Raw genomic sequence first — 16,593 nt, 5'->3', positions numbered from 1 at the left:
GTCGTTCTTTTCTCTCAATACACCAAATTCTGCCCGCCTTCGGCCGGATGCTTCCATTGAAACGGCCCCTCCAATGACGACCATGCTTCTTCCAATCTTTGTATGGCCAACAAGGCATCCTCGCTTACTCGACTGCGATATGTTTCCGCCAATGTTTTCAGTCCTGCCGTGTCATGACAAAGTCCCATACCACGATAACGATCTGGCAGAGCTTCAGCTTCAACGGAAAGTTTAACGCTCCCAAAATAGGCCGGTTTCGCATATCCTAGTTTGTGATAAATCGGCACAGACCAACCCATGCCCAACGCGAACATCAATGAGCCCAATTCTTGTTCCGTGAGTCCTTGATAACGAATCTCTCCCTTCAAGAGTGAACCTTCAGTCAGACACTCATATGAAGAGCCCAATACATCTCTGCCTTCGGCTTGCTTTCGCGCGTGCTTGTAAAACTTGCGTCCGTAGAATTGTATCTGCCGGCCGCGTTTGTCTCTTTTTCGCCGGAAAAATTCCTCTTTCGTCAGATTGCCGATCTCTGTCCCGTGGAGATCTTGGAAGTCGCCATAGTAGAGCCGCTCATTTCCCATACCCCTATTTTCTCTTGGATAATCGCGAAAAGGCGCCTGCAACTGCGGAAGTACACGTTCCTTTGTTTTGGCATTCTCTTCCGCCAAAAAAGACGTGAAACTGAGCTTCCCCCGATATCCCAAGCTTCCAAACACCGAACAGGCCGGACATAACCCATCTTTGTGGCGGCATACAACACGATTCCCATACGGTAGCGCCTCCAGCAATCGTCTGGGCGGAATCAATACACAGCTATCTGTCACTACCTCAAAGAAAGCGCGGAGCATCCCCTTGAAACTGGACCCTGGCAGGGCAATCCGCATCTCGTTGCCATCGCTCTCACGGCCAAGCACATGGAGCGCCCTTATGACAGACTGCTGCATGTCCATCTCCAACAGCCCCTGCCCAAAATGCAGCGGCGTCTTGGCTTGAATCGTGATATGTAACACCCCACACGCCCGTGAGAGTGCACTGTCGTGGCCTTTTGGCGCGCTGCGCGCGACACTTTCCGCCAATGGCACGAATACATATGGTTTGTCTTTATAAAATGTCTGTCCGGACAACCGGATCGCCCCCCTCGCTCAGGATCGATTGAATTGTATTGTTTTATGAAATAGCTTCACATGGGCATCTCATGCGTTTCTTTTTCTTTGACAGGCAAGTACATTCTCCCAAGATTCGCGCCGCATCGCCGTCCTCAAGGTCTCTCTGTCATCCAGACCAAGCGCACGTAAAATTTCTTCTAACCCTTTCAGCTGGGACTCTCTCCCAAACAGGTTTCTGGGAAATGACTGTATTTCACTTCCTCCAACGTCCTTCGCATCGTATCCGCGCAGCCGATTTACATCGCTGTCGTCAAACAAGCGATACCGCAGTTGTACCTCAGTCGAATCCTTCAAACGCATCTGCCCGTTTCCGCGCGTGCCGCCCATGCCAAATGTGACCAATCCATCGTCGATATCCTGGACAATCCACAAAATAAGTCTGAGCTGGTACAGCGCGAAGTTGGTCAGACGAACTTCTACGTCAAATACGCCGCTCTCCAGGACCTCCATCTCGAACAGCGCACCCGGAGCGGCGGCACCTGTGATCCGATTGATCCCCACGCCATGGCGACGCCCCAACACAGGCGCCGGACTACTCAGATCCGGATAGGCGTCGGCAAAGGCAATTCGACTACCCAAACTCAGATTTCCAAACAACCGGCAAGCCGCGCAGCTGGCTTTGTACCGTTGTGTACCGTCAAAAGACTTTTTGTTTTTCAATGCCTCCGAACAGCTTTCTTTTGAAAACAACTTGCACACCGGAGACTCAAAAGCTCTCATCAATTGCTCATAACGGGACCGAAACACACCCTTAAGGCTGCTGCCGGGCAAGTATACCGTGCGCGCCCCGTTGTGTATGCAACGCACAAAACTCATGTCCGTGAGCGTGGGGTCAATTTTGTTATCCGTCCCGCTGTTGATCAGCACAGGGCCCTCCGTCCGAAGTTGAAAGGCCAGTTTCGCCTCATTGACCAGCTTCGCCAGCATCCGCAACCCCTCCTTTCGATTCCGCCGGTTTTATCTCCGGTGCGTATGCACCCTCGTTGAACCACTCTTTTAAATCTTCCACTTTTAGGAAATTTTTCTCATTTCGAATGGGAAACCCGCCATCCTTGGGCCGTGTCCAAACCGTGGCGGAAACCGGGCGCAAACAGGCGCGTCCCAGTCCGCTCCGGCTGCGGCCGCCAATAGTTAGATCACCATCGGCGAAGACCTGTAGAAGCTGGGCGAACACCTCTGTTTCTTCTTTTATGAGGTTGTCCGCCAACCATTTGACGGTAAATACCGTGCCCGCCGGAATCGTCTCCGTGTCAAACAACATCCCGCCTTCGACGGTGTGCGTGTCTCTGTCAATGGCATTGCCGGTGCGGATGTCCGTCGTTATAAGCTCCTCCGTAGCCGGTATGGCGTCGGAGATCTTCACTTTGCCCGCCAATACACTGGATCCAAACAAACGGCACGCCATACAAGCATTGCGCACTATCTCTTTTGCAAGCACCTCTTGGGCTTCTTCCTGAGATATTTTCTTGCCCTTCTTCAATTCCTCTGTCTGCCACTTCTCCAACCAATCCAACCGCTCTGCTCTGGTACGATAAGGCTCGCTGCATGCGTTACCCATATAACAGGGCTTTCCCCCGTGTTGATTGAGTCCAATGCTCTCTAAAAAGCTGCGCAGCACGCCTTTGAGGGAAGACCCCGGCAGATAGGGTTGTCCGCGGACGTCCTTCATGACTGCGCCCTGTACAGCCGTCGGCTGAAAGGCATCCTGCCCCGCACCAACATGGAGCGCCGTAACGGCAACCAGTTCAGTGGTCAGCGACAATCGGTTGTAAAATTGATCAAACATGGTACAGTGACGCCTCCCTCTTCCGCGTCTCGAGCAGGGCACAGGCCTGCCACATCAGGTATCCCATGTAACGTTTTACGATTTCGTGATGGATGTCTGCAAGTGAAACATCACGCGCATTTCCTTCCTTTGCTATTTTTGCAATGTTCTCCAGCTCGTCAATTTCATGGTTCAACGGGTTTGCTAATTTATTCCACATTCCTCTTGAACCCTCTTTTGCCCCCTTGTAGGCGACGTACAGTTTGAGTTCTTCTACACAATGGGCGCGCTGAGCCGCTTCCATAATGTCGATGAACTGTTTTTTGCCATTTTGATCTCCACAAATGACATTTTTATTGTTTTTCTCCTCACAAAATTCTCTGCCCCGTCTGACAATCTCGGCTGTATACGGATCGACCGCACGCACACACTGTGACAGTTGACTCAGCGCCGGCATGTTCCATTCCTCCCTGTACTTTGAGATTTTTTGAGTGCATATTCACTGTAAAACGCATCCGCTACACAGACGGCGCCATACCCGTTTTCCGCATACAGGTTTTTGGGTTTTGACGGGCGCTCCGATTCTTCTTCGCCGCACAGGCAGAGTCCCCGCCGTTGCAGCACAAGCAGGGCGTCCAATAAATCCTCCGAAAGTGTCTCAGCCGCCAACACAAAGACGGCGCCCGCCCGGATTATCTGTACCGCGGTTTTTAAGTACCGCTCCCTCTGTGATGTGTCGAAGCCGCGCCACCATATTGTCTGTGCGAGGGCCGTGTGCAGTCGAAGGCCGGCTGTTCCCCAGCAATCACGTGTCCCCTGCATGCCATTTAGCCGCGTCCGCAGCAACACCTCATATCTGCTTGGATTTTCCTCACTTTCCACAGCCAGCATCTCCGACAACATTTCTCCCTCAATCGGAGCGTCCGTCAGCAGCGTGATGGGAATATATATGCCGGACGGTTCCTTCCCGCCCCAGTCGCGCACCACCTGATTAAACGCCTCAATGCGCTCTTGCAGACGCTTTTTGTATACACAGACGCTTTGTGGATCTGGAGCCTGTTCGAATTTCACTTTCGCGGACATATGTCCATAGCCGGACGTCAGATTGGAACCCACGCGCGCGCCGTTTTTTAACAATGGGCGCAACTCGTTCTGTGGCACTGGACCGGATATGGCCCCTGCAAAATAAAGATCTTCACACAGATTTTCATGCTTTTCCGCAGTTTCCTCTGTGATGTGAAGCGGTCGCAGCCTCACCCTGTGCGACATCATGCGCAGCGTGTAGAGCATCTCGTCCTGCGTCGTGCCGCGGTAGCGGTCCATGGCGCTTTTGGTGGCCGTCACGGTCTCCGGCTCCACCAAGTACAACCCTTCCTGTCGCTTGATGTACAGACCCTCCGCACGCTCCAGTCTCTCCCCGCACGCCGGACACCTTCGGCCCTCCTCGGACCGATCCTCACTGAGGAGGCGCGCCAGCGTATCGACCACCACCTTCGGATGTTTGCTCGGGCAATCCCCGTATTTGCACACCTGCGCGGACAGCGGGAGCGGCCTCGCCCCCAGCGGGGTCAGTGCACTGATTCGTATCCGTTCAAAGGAGCGTCGAAGGCCGCCAAACAGCGGATTTGTCTCATCCGGCAGCGGCGGCTTTACAAAGTTGAGCCGGCCTCCGCTCTTCACACCGCTCCGGGATACGATCTCCCCCGCCATGAAAGCGCGGAACACGCTGCCGGGGATCAGATACTGCGTGTCCCGATAGTTGGTCTGAGTGGAATACCGGCCGATCTGCACGGGCGACTGCGGCGTCAACCGGATGCGTACCCGCGGGCCGTCTTCCGGCACTTCATCTTCCCACGTTTCCACCCACTCTGCGTCCTCCGATGCCTCATCATCTTCAGGGGCGTTTGGCGTTGACGTCTCCCCGTCCTGCCATTGGATCTCTACGTCACTCACCCAGCCCAGGCCACGACTCGTGCTGCCGCCGACGACCGTGATGTGGCGCAGGCTGGCCTCCAGCAGCGCCTTTTGCTCTTCATATCTCTCCTCGGACAAAAACCCTGTGATGTGCCCCTCCAGAACCAACCCTTCCGCGGCGGACGCCGTCTCCATACTGTAGAGTTTTTCATCCTCCACCACACGGCAGTGGCGGTTGATCTGATTCCCACTGCGCATCTGCCAGACCGTCGCATCCCTCTTCTCCGGTTTCAGGTCGCTGAAGTAGAGGCTCCCTCTGGCATTGCCCGCGCCGCCCATCATCTGGCATACATCGCAGGTACAATCGGTTCTCTTGTCCTCACCCGTGTGCGTAAACTGACAGGCGTTCCCTTGGAGCGCGCTGAACTGCCTGGCCACGGCGCGCACTTTGCCCTTCAGCGCACTGCCGGGCCAATACGGGCCGCCGTCCGCGTCTTTCTGGGCATAACAGTATTGGGCGCGCGCACCTTTGCCGCCGCCCGTGTGGAAGGCGCCGTCGATCGTGACTCTGATGTTACAATCGATCCGCTTCATACACACGCCTCCTCCTTGGGTTTTGGGCTTTTCTGGGTTTGCAGACTGACGACGTCACGCCAGGGAAAGATCCACTTCTCTGGCGCCGTGGCGTCCTTTTTGTCCTTGTCCGGCAACCGGAAATACAGACCCTCGTGGAGGTCTTTCACAATTTTGCTCTCAAGCATCTTCCTCAGCCGCTGCTGCAATTTTTCCAGCCCCGTACGTCCATTTCCCGCCGCACCTCGGTCCGCATCCGTTTGGACCTCCGGGCGCATTTTGGACTTCAGATAGTCAAAATACAATAGGCCCTCGTCGATCGTACAGGCATCTCCCGCCTCGGCCACGGTGTATAACATGTGATTTGGTTCTCTCTCCGCACACCGCAAGATCTCCAAAAACGCCTTGGCCTCTTCGACCGAGAAGGGACGCATGGTCCTTTCCGCCGTCCGCACAAGCTTCATGTTCTCGTCTCGCTCACGTTTGACTTCACGCAGTACGTCCAGTCCGACGCCCCACTGTCCGTCTCCCTGCAAGAGCAGGATGTCGAGCGCGCCCCGGTGGTCGACGTCCTCTTTGCTCTTCAGCTCATGGGCACGCTTTTTAGCACTTTTGAGCAGCATCTCCACCGCCATCTGCATGTAGGCCAACGGGGCCGTGGCCGGCGCGACAGCGATTCCGGCGGAGAGTGAGAGGTTTGCATTGTCTCCCAGTGTCTTTTCGAATGTTCCGGCGTAATTTCTTTTCCACAGTTCCTCAAAGTTCTCTACCAACTTCGTCCCGGCGAACAATGCGACGTTGCCCGGCAACAGGACACAGATGTCGTCCCCCCCGGCAGCGATGATTTCAAAACGCGCTGTGAGGGTTTTTTCCTCGTTAACGGAAACACACAGTTCCATGGCACACCACAACATACTGTACAGCGCCTGGCGCACAGTCTCGTCTACCGCGATGCGAAACTCACGGTATGCTGGGAAATTTTCAAACTTTACGCCGACACCGCCCAAGTTGTTGATGTCCGCGTACAGCAAGGCGAAATCTCCGTTTTTATCAGCCAAATGAGTAGTTGTGCGAATATCGTCGTCCACTTCCATTTTGGGGTATTCCTGTGATGTGTTTTCCAAACCCCATTCCAAAAATTGCGCAAAGAATGTCTCTGTTTCTGCTCCATCAGGTGCTTGTGCTGCCTGTTCTCGGAATTCTTTGCGCTGGCGATAACTGCCTCGGACCTCTTTATATGCGCAGGACGTACAAAGGAGGAATCTTTCTCCACTCGGTTGCGCCAAATACTTCGGCTGGCGCAGTCTGCACCGGTCACAGCGAAGCTCATTTCCCTGATAGCGTGATATGTATTCCGGAACCTGGATCTTTTCTTTCTGGTCTTTCTGGAATTTTTCCCACAGATCTTGATCGGGTCGATCAGACCAATCGATTTTCCCCATGCGGCGAAGATAAAATTTGTCAAACAGTCCACACAACTGCTCTTGAAATTTATCGCTGGACGGCCACAGTTCTCCGGCCGAAACTTTTTCCCAAACTGCCGCTCCGAAGGCCGTCACACAATCGCTCTCGATATACATTTCCATCTGTTTGGCCAGTTCGGCGCCCTTCCCCTCCGGCACGACGGCCAACATCTGTGAACCTCCCTGACAATAGGCACACGCATATTCCTTCCAAAGCCCCTCGCTCTTCAGATATCCTGGGATTCGCTCCGCGAACACGCGCAACAGCGATTCACTGGCGCCGCGCATTTGGCGTGGATTGCTGCTTTCCATGTAGTAGCGCTTGATCGAGTACGCGCCGCCCAACACAAGGTCGACCGAACATCCTTCCGCCGCCAACCTCTCCAACAGCGCCTTCAACTGCTCCGACGACGCTTCCAACTTCTCCTTGCCCTCCACAGCAACGCCTCCCTCCGTCATGTCCGCAACCTCGCCCACACGGGGGCTCTCTCCGGCCACTTCCCAAAATCCTTCTTTTTTACAGGAACTACTATATCACGAGTACATCCCCTTGACAACTGAATTTTTGTATAGTTTCTTCCCAATTCGCACAATTTTTCATGTAGAGCGCGTTCTTTTATGGAACTACAGCCTCCCTCACGCCAAGTACGACGGCGTAGGTTTGTGCCTGGCTGAGCGCTTCGCAAATAAGTTGATCGTCAGCAATCGATAAAATATTTATCAAGCCGGCTTGACAAATTGAGGAGCAAGAGTGTATACTGCTATCAAGGTGGCTTGATTTATTTCGGGAGGTGTGTGCTGTCGAGAATTATGTTGAAAAAATCTATGTCCTTGTTCATCGCTGCCACGAGCAATGCATCAAGCTGATCCACACGAACCCGGACGGCAAAATAGGTGCGTCCGGCATTGGCTTGAAGCAGGGCATTGTTCTTAAAATCCTGCTTGAACGCGACGGGATCACGCAGCGGGAACTGACGCAGTTGCTGCAAATCACGTCCTCGTCGTGCGGAGCGTTAATCGCCAAACTAGAGCAGGGCGGCTACGTCCGGCGGAGAGAAAACGCAGGCGACAAGCGCACGTTTGATGTCTTTCTAACCGAAAGCGGTCGGGCGCTCGGAGAAAAATATCGCGATGAGAGCCGCGAAATGCTTGAGGAATGGGGCGAGAATCTTACGGCAGCGGAGAAAGAACAGCTTTTCAATCTGCTCACGAAATTAAGCGCGGGGCTTGACACGCAAATTGAAAAAAGACGGAAGGCACCGCAAGGAGAATGACTATGAAAGTATTTGTCACAGGCGGCACGGGTTTTATCGGCTCCGCCGTCGTTCGGGAACTTTTGGAGGCGGGCCACGAAGTCATTGGGCTTGTCCGTTCAGAGAAGTCTAGGCAACAGCTCACGGCCATGGGCGCGTCGGCGGTGGACGGTTCGCTCGAAGATTTGGACAGCTTACAGCGCGGCGCGGAAAGCGCCGACGCCGTTATCCACCTGGCGTTTATCCACAACTTCGTCGATTTTGCGGCCTCAGCGGAAACAGACAAGCGGGCGATTGAGGCAATCGGAGAGGCGCTTGTCGGCACGAACAAGACGTTTATCGTGACTTCCGGCGTTCCGTCCGGCGCGGACGGTCACGTCGTCACCGAAAACGACCCGTCAGACCCGCGTACACCCCGTATGTCCGAACAAACGGCGCTGCCATTCGCCAAGCGCGGCGTTCGTGTGTTGATTGTGCGACCATCGCGCTTTGTACATGGCGACGGCGTTTACGGCTTTATTACTTGGCTGATGGACATTGCCCGCGAGAAGGGCGCGGCGGCCTATATCGGCGACGGCGCGAACAGGATTCATGCCGTCCACAGGCTCGACTTGTCGCGGTTGTTCCTGCTCGTACTCGAAAAGGGCGAAACGAGCGCGAAATATCAGGCGGTCAGTGATTGTGCCGTCCCATACCGTGACATAGCCGAAGCCATTGGCAGACGCCTGAACGTACCGGTCATATCACTTTCAACGGAGCAAGGGTTGGCGCATTTCGGTTTCCTCTGTCAAATCGTCGGCGCGGATAACCCTGCGTCAAGCGAGATAACCCAAGCCGCGCTCGGTTGGAATCCGACACACCTATCGCTTTTGGAGGATTTAGAAGCCAGTTGCGGCGACGTATCTTAAAACGTCACAGGAACAAGAGCCCCGAACTGTCCGCGGACGATTCGGGGCTCTTGTCGTGAATCTGCGACTCAGTTACAAGCGAGAAACCCGCCTTCCTTCGTGGGCAAGCAAACGAAATTGCATGTAACCAACCGTACGCGCCGTGTGTTATGATTGGTGACGGTCGTCAACGAAACGGACGGGAGGTGAGCAGGCTGACAGACGCACACGCATTGCACGCACTGCGGCGCGGCGACGCGGATGCGCTCGCGCGGCTTTTCGACAAATACGGGGCCTATGTGGCGACGGTGGTGCATGGCATCATTGGCGCGCGGATGGCCTATGAAGATGTCGAGGAAGTGATCTCCGACGTATTTGTGGCGCTGTGGCAACATGCGGAAAAGGTCGAGACCGCTAAACTGAAGGCTTATCTCGGCAGCATTGCCCGCAACAGAGCAAAAAACAAGCTGCGCCAATGCCTCGATGTCCTGCCGCTCGACGATGATTTGATGGCCGTCGGCGCCGACTCCATCGAAGAGACCGTCATTGGCGGTGAGGAACGCCGCGCGGTACGTCTCGCACTTGCCGCTATGCCGCAGCCGGACAAAGGCATTTTCCTGCGCCATTACTATGGCCTGCAGACGGTGCAGGCCATCGCGGACGACATGAACATGACGGCTTCGGCCGTCAAACAACGGCTTGCCAGAGGTCGCAAAAAATTACAAGCTATACTTGAAAAGGAGTTTGACAGATGAGAAAAAACATATCTGATATCTTGGACTGCATGGAATACAACCCTATAAAAATTAAGACAAACAGGCACTTGCCTTTGGAAAGGAGCAAGGCGTTGGTGATGCAAAAAATAGGCGCCGGGAATCCTTGCGCTGCGCGAAATATCCGTCCGCGCCGTTTCGCCTTTGGCGCCGTGGCCGCCGTGCTGTTCGTCACGCTGTCGGCCACCGCCTGGGCGGCCAATGTGCTCGGTCTTCGCGACTTGATCGGCCAAGTCGTCGGATGGCGCGTCAATGAACCCGCGGGCGTACTTGAACTCGACACCGAGGGCCAAACCACACTACACGGCGACGCAGGCGACGACCGCTATGCCGTCACTTTGAAGTCCATGACGCTCTCTCCGACGGAACTGACCTTTTCGTACGTCTATGAATGTGACGCCGCCGCCGTCCCGCTGCCAGGGACACTGCAACTGCGGTTGAAAGACAAAACAAAGATTGACGCCGTGATCTCGGAGTATACGGACGAGGACGGATTTGTCAAGGCCACCGCATTGCTTTCCGAATCCGTCGACCTCACGGATGTAAGTTCTGTTCTGTTCGGCGGCATCGGATCCCCCGCACAGTCGGGGTCGGGGTCCTTTGGCATTGTCATCGGCGTGACGTCGCCGTCGCCGGAGCGCTGAGAAATGTCTTGCTTTCATTGGCAACTCATCCATTTTTGTGTAAATTTTAGAAAAATACTGGCAAAATGGTCTTGCATTGCCTTTCCCGATGTGATATAACTGGACACGCCAATTCACCCTAATATTTTTGTGAGGAGCGTGGAGTATGTTGTCTTTTGGGAGAAAGGCGGGCCGCAGAGCCGCCCGTCCGCACAAAACGGCCTTTGTCATCGCGTTTTTGACGGTGGTTTCCCTGACCCTGTCCGTGCTGCCGACGACTGCCGTGGCCGCGCCAACATTCACCGTCCCAATCCCCATTCCGAATGCGGCCGTGGACACCTATGACTGGTTTTTCAACTTTCGGCTGCTAAACTTCGCCCCGGAGACAGATCCGCTCGTCAAAGAGGCCCTGGGGGATACGCTGGTCTTTGACCCGGACGGCTTCTGGGACTACAGCTCTTTCTACTCCCACGCGGTGGGTTTTGCCTTCAACCTGCCCGTCGTCGCCTATGTTGAGTATGGCCAGACAACTTCCTACGGCGCCCGTACCCCACAGTCCGAATCCTACTATTACAACCACCTGTTTTATCTGACGGACCTGACGCCGGGTACGCAGTACCATTACCGCATCCACGCCATGGGTACGGACGGCAGCGTCATCACTTCCGAGGACAGAGTCGTCTCCACCAAGGTCCTCACACCGGACATCATCCGCATCCCACAGGACATGCCGGGACCGGCTCCCTATGTCCTGGACCAGACCGGGAAGACATACCTGCTGACCCAGGACATCACCGTCCCCAATCTGGCCGTCAACATCAAGGCCAACGACGTGACGTTGGACCTGGGCGGCCACACCATCGTGTATGATGAGGCGCCCCCCGAGGTGGTGGGCGTCTGGTGGAATGAATACGCCTACAACGAGCGCGCCACCTTTGGGATCCGCGCCGGCCTTTGGAACTATCTGAACACCCATATTTACAACGGGACCGTGAAACAGGGCGCCAACGGCGGGAAGGGATACATCGGCATCGGCTTCGGCCCCGTCTTCCTCGGCCACATGGGCAGCGGCACCCAAAACGAGGTGGCCGGCGTCACCGCGGATTATTATGGGGACGACGTCTCGGGCATGGTGACGGGCGAAGGATCCACCCACCACAATGTCGTCTATGACCGCGGCAAGGTCATCTCCGACCGCCACGCGGGGCTTTCGGCCATCGCGGGCAGCGGCGACGTCGCCTACAACTCCCTGCGTCGTTTCAGACACCGCGGCCTCGACTCCAGAGGCTATGTGCACGGCAATGAGCTGTACTCCGACAGCTACGACACGAACTCCTTTGCGCTCTCTTCGGGTGATGACAGCCGCCTCCAGGGCAACAAGGTTTTCGGCATGGGTTATCACCCTGTGGGCGTGGGCTGGGGCAGCAATTCCGTGTATGAGAACAATCTCGTTTACATCCACGCCACGGCGCCCACCATGCGCTCTTCCGAATACGGCCGCCTCTCCGGTGTCGCCGGGTTTCGATATTCAAACACCATCGGCACGGTGAGCGATAGCCTCTACCGCGACAATACGGTCATCCTGAAACTGCATGACGGCTGCGGATCTGCCCGCGGCATTTGGGTCACCTCCGGCATTGGCGAAAGCGGCGGTTTTGTCTTCCAAAACAACACCGTTAAAGTGGAGTCTCTCAGCGAAAATCTTGACTATACCAACGTTGACACTACCTACACTTGTGTGGATCTGAACGGGGAGGGCTACAACATCGACCTTCCGGAGGCAGAGCACCGCGCCCACAATCCCATCTTATTTGAACACAACACCTTGATCGGTAACGTGCATCTGATCACCTTCGGCAGCGGCTACGGCGTGGGCAGCAACGGGTGGTTCTACGACACCACTTTTGAAAAAATTGAGAGTGTTTCTCAGCATTTCGAGCCCGTACGCATCGGGTTCTGGTATTATCACTCCCTGGGCAACAAAATCATCAATTGGCATGAGGGACCCGGCGTGAACCTCGCCGACAGCGTCGTTCTCTTCGGTTCCACCGGCCATATGGAAGTGAGCTTCGGCGTCAAGCCGTCGGCGCCATTTAAAGATACGACCGGCCACTCCATCGCCAACCGGAGCGTCCACATCGAGGTGGACGGCGACGAACCCTACTCTCTCGACGTGGATACCGACGGGGCGGGATTGGCCCATTTTGAGCTCATCTCCACGATCCACGACAAGAACAACCTCATCCCCACCCGCAAGGACTACGGTCCCGTCACCTTCACGTCGGCGGGCTACCTGCCCAAGACCATGAGCTTCGACGAGCTGCGCCAGATTGATTCGATTGTGCTGACACCCGTGGGCTCGCTCCTTACCCCGCCTGACTGGTTCAGCGGCCAGTCCTGGGGCACCGACGCCGTCCTGCTCTCCTGGTGGACGGGTCAGAACATCGACGGCACCAAAATCTGGCGCGCCGACACACCTTCGGGCTCCTATACGCTCGTCGGTACGGCCGACGCGTACAACTTCGTCGATACGTCCGTTCAGCCCGGCGTGACCTACTACTACAAGCTCAGCCACTACCGCGGCGGCCTCGGCGGACAGTTTTCCGACGTCGTGGCCCTGGCCTCCTTGGCCCAGTTCACCCCGCCCGACTGGTTCAGCGGCCAGTCCTGGGGCACCGACGCCGTCCTGCTCTCCTGGTGGACGGGCCAGAACATCGACGGTACCAAAATCTGGCGCGCCGACACATCTTCGGGCCCCTATACGCTCGTCGGCACGGCCGACGCGTACAACTTTGTCGACACGTCCGTTCAGCCCGGCGTGACCTACTACTACAAGCTCAGCCACTACCGCGGCAGCCTCGACGGACAGTTCTCCGACGTCGTGGCCCTGGCTTCCTTGGCCCAGTTCACCTCGCCCGACTGGTTCAGCGGCCAGTCCTGGGGCGCCGATGCCGTCCTGCTTTCCTGGTGGACGGGCCAGAACATCGACGGTACCAAAATCTGGCGCGCCGACACACCTTCGGGCCCCTATACGCTCGTCGGCACGGCCGACGCATACAACTTTGCCGACACGTCCATTCAGCCAGGTGTGACTTACTACTACAAGCTCAGCCACTACCGCGGCAACCTCGGCGGACAGTTCTCCGACGTCGTGGCCCTGGCCTCAGCGCCATAACCCCCGAACGGCGCACTCTGCGCTTCTTCGCAAATTCGCAAAACTCCCTCTTGACAGCCTAGACGTTGTGTGCTATGATTGCGACTACAGCATCATTTCACAGCATGAACACATCGTGAACATAGACAAATGCGATGATAGAGCTGGTCCGGGCGTTTTCCGCGTACAGAGAGCCGGCGGTGGGTGCAAGCCGGTCGCGGTGCCTTTAGGACGTATCCCTCTTGAGCAGGTCCTCCGAACCCCGCGCAGTAGGAGGACACGGCGGGCTCCGTTACAGGCCGGGGGTTTGTTAGAACCCCGACGAGTGGATCTCTCTTTGAGAGGTCAATTTGGGTGGTACCGCGTGGCAGTGTCTGTCGCGCCCCGAGCAATCGGGGCGCGATTTTTTATTCTTATTTTCCATTTTATAACTTAACAAGGGGGCTCACTTATGACGGAACAACTGATCGACATCGGGCAGCGGCTGCGCGGCCTGCGTTTGAGCCAAGACCTCTCGCCGGAGGCCTTCGCGGCGCATCTCGGCGTGTCGCCGGAGGAGCTTGGCGCCTACGAACGGGGCGAAAAGGACTTCTCGTTCAGCTTTCTCTACACGGCCGCGCGCCATCTCGGCGTGGACGTAGTCGACTTGCTGAGCGGCGACAGCCCCAAACTGTCGACCTGCTGCCTCGTGCGCCGAGGCGGAGGGTTCTCCATCGACAGGCGGCAAGCGTACAGCTACAAACACCTGGCCTTCACCTTCCGCAACAAAATCGCCGAGCCCTTCATGGTGACCGCGGAACCAAAGGGCGAAGAATCCCCCGTCCAACACGCCCACGAGGGGCAGGAATTCGACTACATGGTGTCCGGGCGCATGCGTTTCTTTTTGGGCGATATCGTCTACGACCTGGAGGCCGGCGACAGCGTCTATTTCGATTCCGGCGTACCGCACGCCATGCAGACCTTGAACGGAGAACCCGCGACCTTTTTGGCCGTCGTGATGAAAGGGGAGAACCAAGATGCCGTTGTATGAGAAATTCACCGGCCGCCACCGGGACGACTTCGCCACGCTGGACGACCTGCAGCGCCATTACCGGCTCACCTACCCGGACGATTTCAACTTCGCCTATGACTGTCTCGACGTGATGGCCGCCGAGACTCCGGACGCGCGCGCGATGCTGTGGGTCTCCAAGGACGGCGCGGAGCGGGCTTTCACCTTTGCCGACATAAAGCGCCTGACCGACAAGACCGCCAACTGGCTGCAGTCGGTGGGCGTCAGGCGGGGCGACATGGTCATGTTGGTACTCAAACGCGGCCACCAGTTCTGGTACACACTGCTGGCGTTGCACAAATTGGGCGCCGTGGCCGTGCCGGCCACCCACCTGCTGACACCCAAAGATTTTGTTTACCGTTTCAACGCCGCCGGCATCCGGATGGTCGTGGCGACGGGCGACGGCGACATCACCCGGTCCATCACCCAGGCCCTGCCGGAGTCCCCCTCCGTCGAGCTGCTGGCCGTCACAGGCGGGGCCGCCGCGCCGGGCTTCCTGGACTTCGACGCCGGCGTGACGGCGGCCTCCGAGACCTTCGCCCGGCCCGTGCCGCACAACAAGGCCACCGACATGATGCTGATGGCCTTCTCCTCCGGCACCACCGGCTACCCCAAGATGGTGGCGCAACCCTTCACCTATCCGCTGGGACACATCCTGACCGGCTGCTTCTGGCACCGGGCCGAGGCGGGCGGGCTGCATCTCACGATCTCCGACACCGGCTGGCTCAAATCTCTCTGGGGCAAGCTGTACGGGCAATGGCTGGCCGGCAGCGCGGTGCTTGTCTACGACTTCGACAAATTCTCCGCGCCCGATATCCTGGACAAGGTGTCGCGCTACAAGGTCACCACCTTCTGCGCGCCGCCCACCATGTACCGTTACATCATCAAAGAGGATCTCACACAGTGGGATCTCTCCTCGCTGAAGCACTGTACCACCGCCGGCGAAGCACTGAACCCGGAGGTGTACTCAAACTTCCTGCGCCAGACGGGCATGAAGATCTTCGAGGGCTTCGGCCAGACGGAAACGACCATCTGCTGTTGGACGGCGTACCCGTGGATGCAGCCTCGCCTCGGCTCGACGGGTCTGCCCTGCCCGGGTTACCGCATGGTGATCTGCGACGAGGAAGGCCGGGAGGCGGGCGCCGGCGTCACCGGGGAGATCTGCATCCGCACCGACGAGGCCGGCGGCGGTTCGCCGGCGGGGATGTTCCTGCACTACCTGCACGACAAAGAGACCACGCAACTGGCGTGGCACGACGACCTGTACCACACCGGCGACACGGCCTACCGCGACGAGATGGGCTTCCTCTGGTACGTGGGCCGCACCGACGACGTGATCAAGTCCTCCGGCTACCGCATCGGCCCCTTTGAGGTGGAGTCCGCGCTGATGGAACACCCTTCCGTCGTGGAGTGCGCGGTAACCGGCGTGCCCGACCCGGACCGCGGGTTCGCCGTCAAGGCCACGATCGTCCTCGCCAACGGCTTCACAGGGACACCGGCGCTCACGAAGGAACTGCAACAGCACGTGAAAAAGGTCACCGCCCCCTATAAATACCCCCGTGTGGTCGAATATGTGGATGTTCTCCCCAAGACCATCAGCGGCAAAATCCGCCGCGTCGAAATCCGCGAACGGGATAGTATGAATGGCTGACAACTATTTTCTCATTCGCCTGCCGGAATTTTGGAAATAAGAGGAAGCTCCGTGATCGTCCGCCCGCCCCCGGAGTTCATCGGATGATCACGGCGCCGGCGGGGGGGACAAAGGCGCCGGCGGCGATGTCCATCTCCACCTTTTCCACGCGTCCGTCCACCGCCTCGGGACAAAACAGCGCCGCCCGGCGCGCAAAGCCCCCCACGCTGTCGCTGACAAAATAGCGCCTGGCGCCCGGCGCGGCGCGGTTGGTCAGGGCATCGCCCTCCGACAACATCTCCGACAACCGGCGGGCCACCTCCCGGCCCGCGTCGATCAAC

The 16,593-nt window shown here is 57.1% G+C and carries 14 protein-coding genes and 1 other annotated feature; of the genes, 7 read left to right on the top strand and 7 right to left on the bottom strand.

The genetic code is table 11. The features are described from left to right. Nucleotides 1-14: 14 nt before the first annotated feature. From LBK75_03800 to LBK75_03775, 6 genes are all read right to left on the bottom strand, one after another. The gene (locus LBK75_03800) at nucleotides 15-1,127 is read right to left on the bottom strand and encodes an RAMP superfamily CRISPR-associated protein (protein MDR1157417.1); all 1,113 of its coding nucleotides are present in this window, start codon (nucleotides 1,125-1,127) and stop codon (nucleotides 15-17) included. A 69-nt stretch (nucleotides 1,128-1,196) separates the two neighbouring features. Beyond that, nucleotides 1,197-2,036, bottom strand: coding sequence for an RAMP superfamily CRISPR-associated protein (locus LBK75_03795; protein MDR1157416.1), 840 nt, complete (start codon nucleotides 2,034-2,036; stop codon nucleotides 1,197-1,199). Nucleotides 2,037-2,073: 37 nt separating this feature from the next. Next, on the bottom strand, nucleotides 2,074-2,955 hold the full coding sequence (locus LBK75_03790; GenBank protein ID MDR1157415.1) for a CRISPR-associated RAMP protein: 882 nt from the start codon (nucleotides 2,953-2,955) through the stop codon (nucleotides 2,074-2,076). Then, nucleotides 2,948-3,391, bottom strand: a complete 444-nt coding sequence (locus LBK75_03785) for a hypothetical protein (protein ID MDR1157414.1) — start codon at nucleotides 3,389-3,391, stop codon at nucleotides 2,948-2,950. Before LBK75_03785 ends, LBK75_03790 begins: the two co-directional genes overlap by 8 nt. Beyond that, complete coding sequence (locus LBK75_03780; GenBank protein MDR1157413.1) at nucleotides 3,379-5,442, bottom strand: RAMP superfamily CRISPR-associated protein; 2,064 nt, start codon at nucleotides 5,440-5,442, stop codon at nucleotides 3,379-3,381. Before LBK75_03780 ends, LBK75_03785 begins: the two co-directional genes overlap by 13 nt. After that, the gene (locus LBK75_03775) at nucleotides 5,439-7,361 is read right to left on the bottom strand and encodes a hypothetical protein (GenBank protein ID MDR1157412.1); all 1,923 of its coding nucleotides are present in this window, start codon (nucleotides 7,359-7,361) and stop codon (nucleotides 5,439-5,441) included. Before LBK75_03775 ends, LBK75_03780 begins: the two co-directional genes overlap by 4 nt. A 314-nt stretch (nucleotides 7,362-7,675) precedes the next feature. Between LBK75_03775 and LBK75_03770 the strand changes: the two genes are divergently transcribed. The 7 genes from LBK75_03770 (at nucleotide 7,676) to LBK75_03740 (ending at nucleotide 16,273) form a co-directional block, all read left to right on the top strand. Next, on the top strand, nucleotides 7,676-8,158 hold the full coding sequence (locus LBK75_03770) for a MarR family transcriptional regulator (protein MDR1157411.1): 483 nt from the start codon (nucleotides 7,676-7,678) through the stop codon (nucleotides 8,156-8,158). A 2-nt stretch (nucleotides 8,159-8,160) separates the two neighbouring features. Continuing rightward, nucleotides 8,161-9,045: an SDR family oxidoreductase gene (locus tag LBK75_03765; protein ID MDR1157410.1), complete on the top strand. Its 885-nt coding sequence runs from the start codon at nucleotides 8,161-8,163 to the stop codon at nucleotides 9,043-9,045. A gap of 185 nt (nucleotides 9,046-9,230) precedes the next feature. Further along, complete coding sequence (locus LBK75_03760; protein MDR1157409.1) at nucleotides 9,231-9,779, top strand: sigma-70 family RNA polymerase sigma factor; 549 nt, start codon at nucleotides 9,231-9,233, stop codon at nucleotides 9,777-9,779. Continuing rightward, nucleotides 9,776-10,441 (top strand): hypothetical protein, encoded by a 666-nt coding sequence (locus tag LBK75_03755; protein MDR1157408.1) that lies wholly within the window; start codon nucleotides 9,776-9,778, stop codon nucleotides 10,439-10,441. Before LBK75_03760 ends, LBK75_03755 begins: the two co-directional genes overlap by 4 nt. 145 nt (nucleotides 10,442-10,586) lie before the next feature. Next, nucleotides 10,587-13,595 carry a hypothetical protein gene (locus tag LBK75_03750; GenBank protein MDR1157407.1) on the top strand — a complete coding sequence of 1,003 codons (3,009 nt, stop codon included), beginning with the start codon at nucleotides 10,587-10,589 and terminating at the stop codon, nucleotides 13,593-13,595. Between the two features lie 125 nt (nucleotides 13,596-13,720). Beyond that, nucleotides 13,721-13,964 (top strand) — a binding site (T-box leader). A gap of 61 nt (nucleotides 13,965-14,025) precedes the next feature. Beyond that, on the top strand, nucleotides 14,026-14,604 hold the full coding sequence (locus tag LBK75_03745; protein MDR1157406.1) for an XRE family transcriptional regulator: 579 nt from the start codon (nucleotides 14,026-14,028) through the stop codon (nucleotides 14,602-14,604). Next, nucleotides 14,591-16,273 carry an AMP-binding protein gene (locus tag LBK75_03740; GenBank protein ID MDR1157405.1) on the top strand — a complete coding sequence of 561 codons (1,683 nt, stop codon included), beginning with the start codon at nucleotides 14,591-14,593 and terminating at the stop codon, nucleotides 16,271-16,273. Before LBK75_03745 ends, LBK75_03740 begins: the two co-directional genes overlap by 14 nt. Nucleotides 16,274-16,349: 76 nt before the next feature. Here the strand turns inward: LBK75_03740 and LBK75_03735 are convergent. Further along, on the bottom strand, nucleotides 16,350-16,593 hold a 244-nt coding region (locus LBK75_03735), incomplete at its 5' end, for a hypothetical protein (GenBank protein ID MDR1157404.1).

This window comes from Oscillospiraceae bacterium, from assembly GCA_031265355.1.
Taxonomy (GTDB): Bacteria; Bacillota; Clostridia; order Oscillospirales; family UBA929; genus JAIRTA01.
The sequence above is the reverse complement of the archived record's forward strand: the minus strand, read 5'-3'. Positions and strand labels throughout refer to the sequence as shown.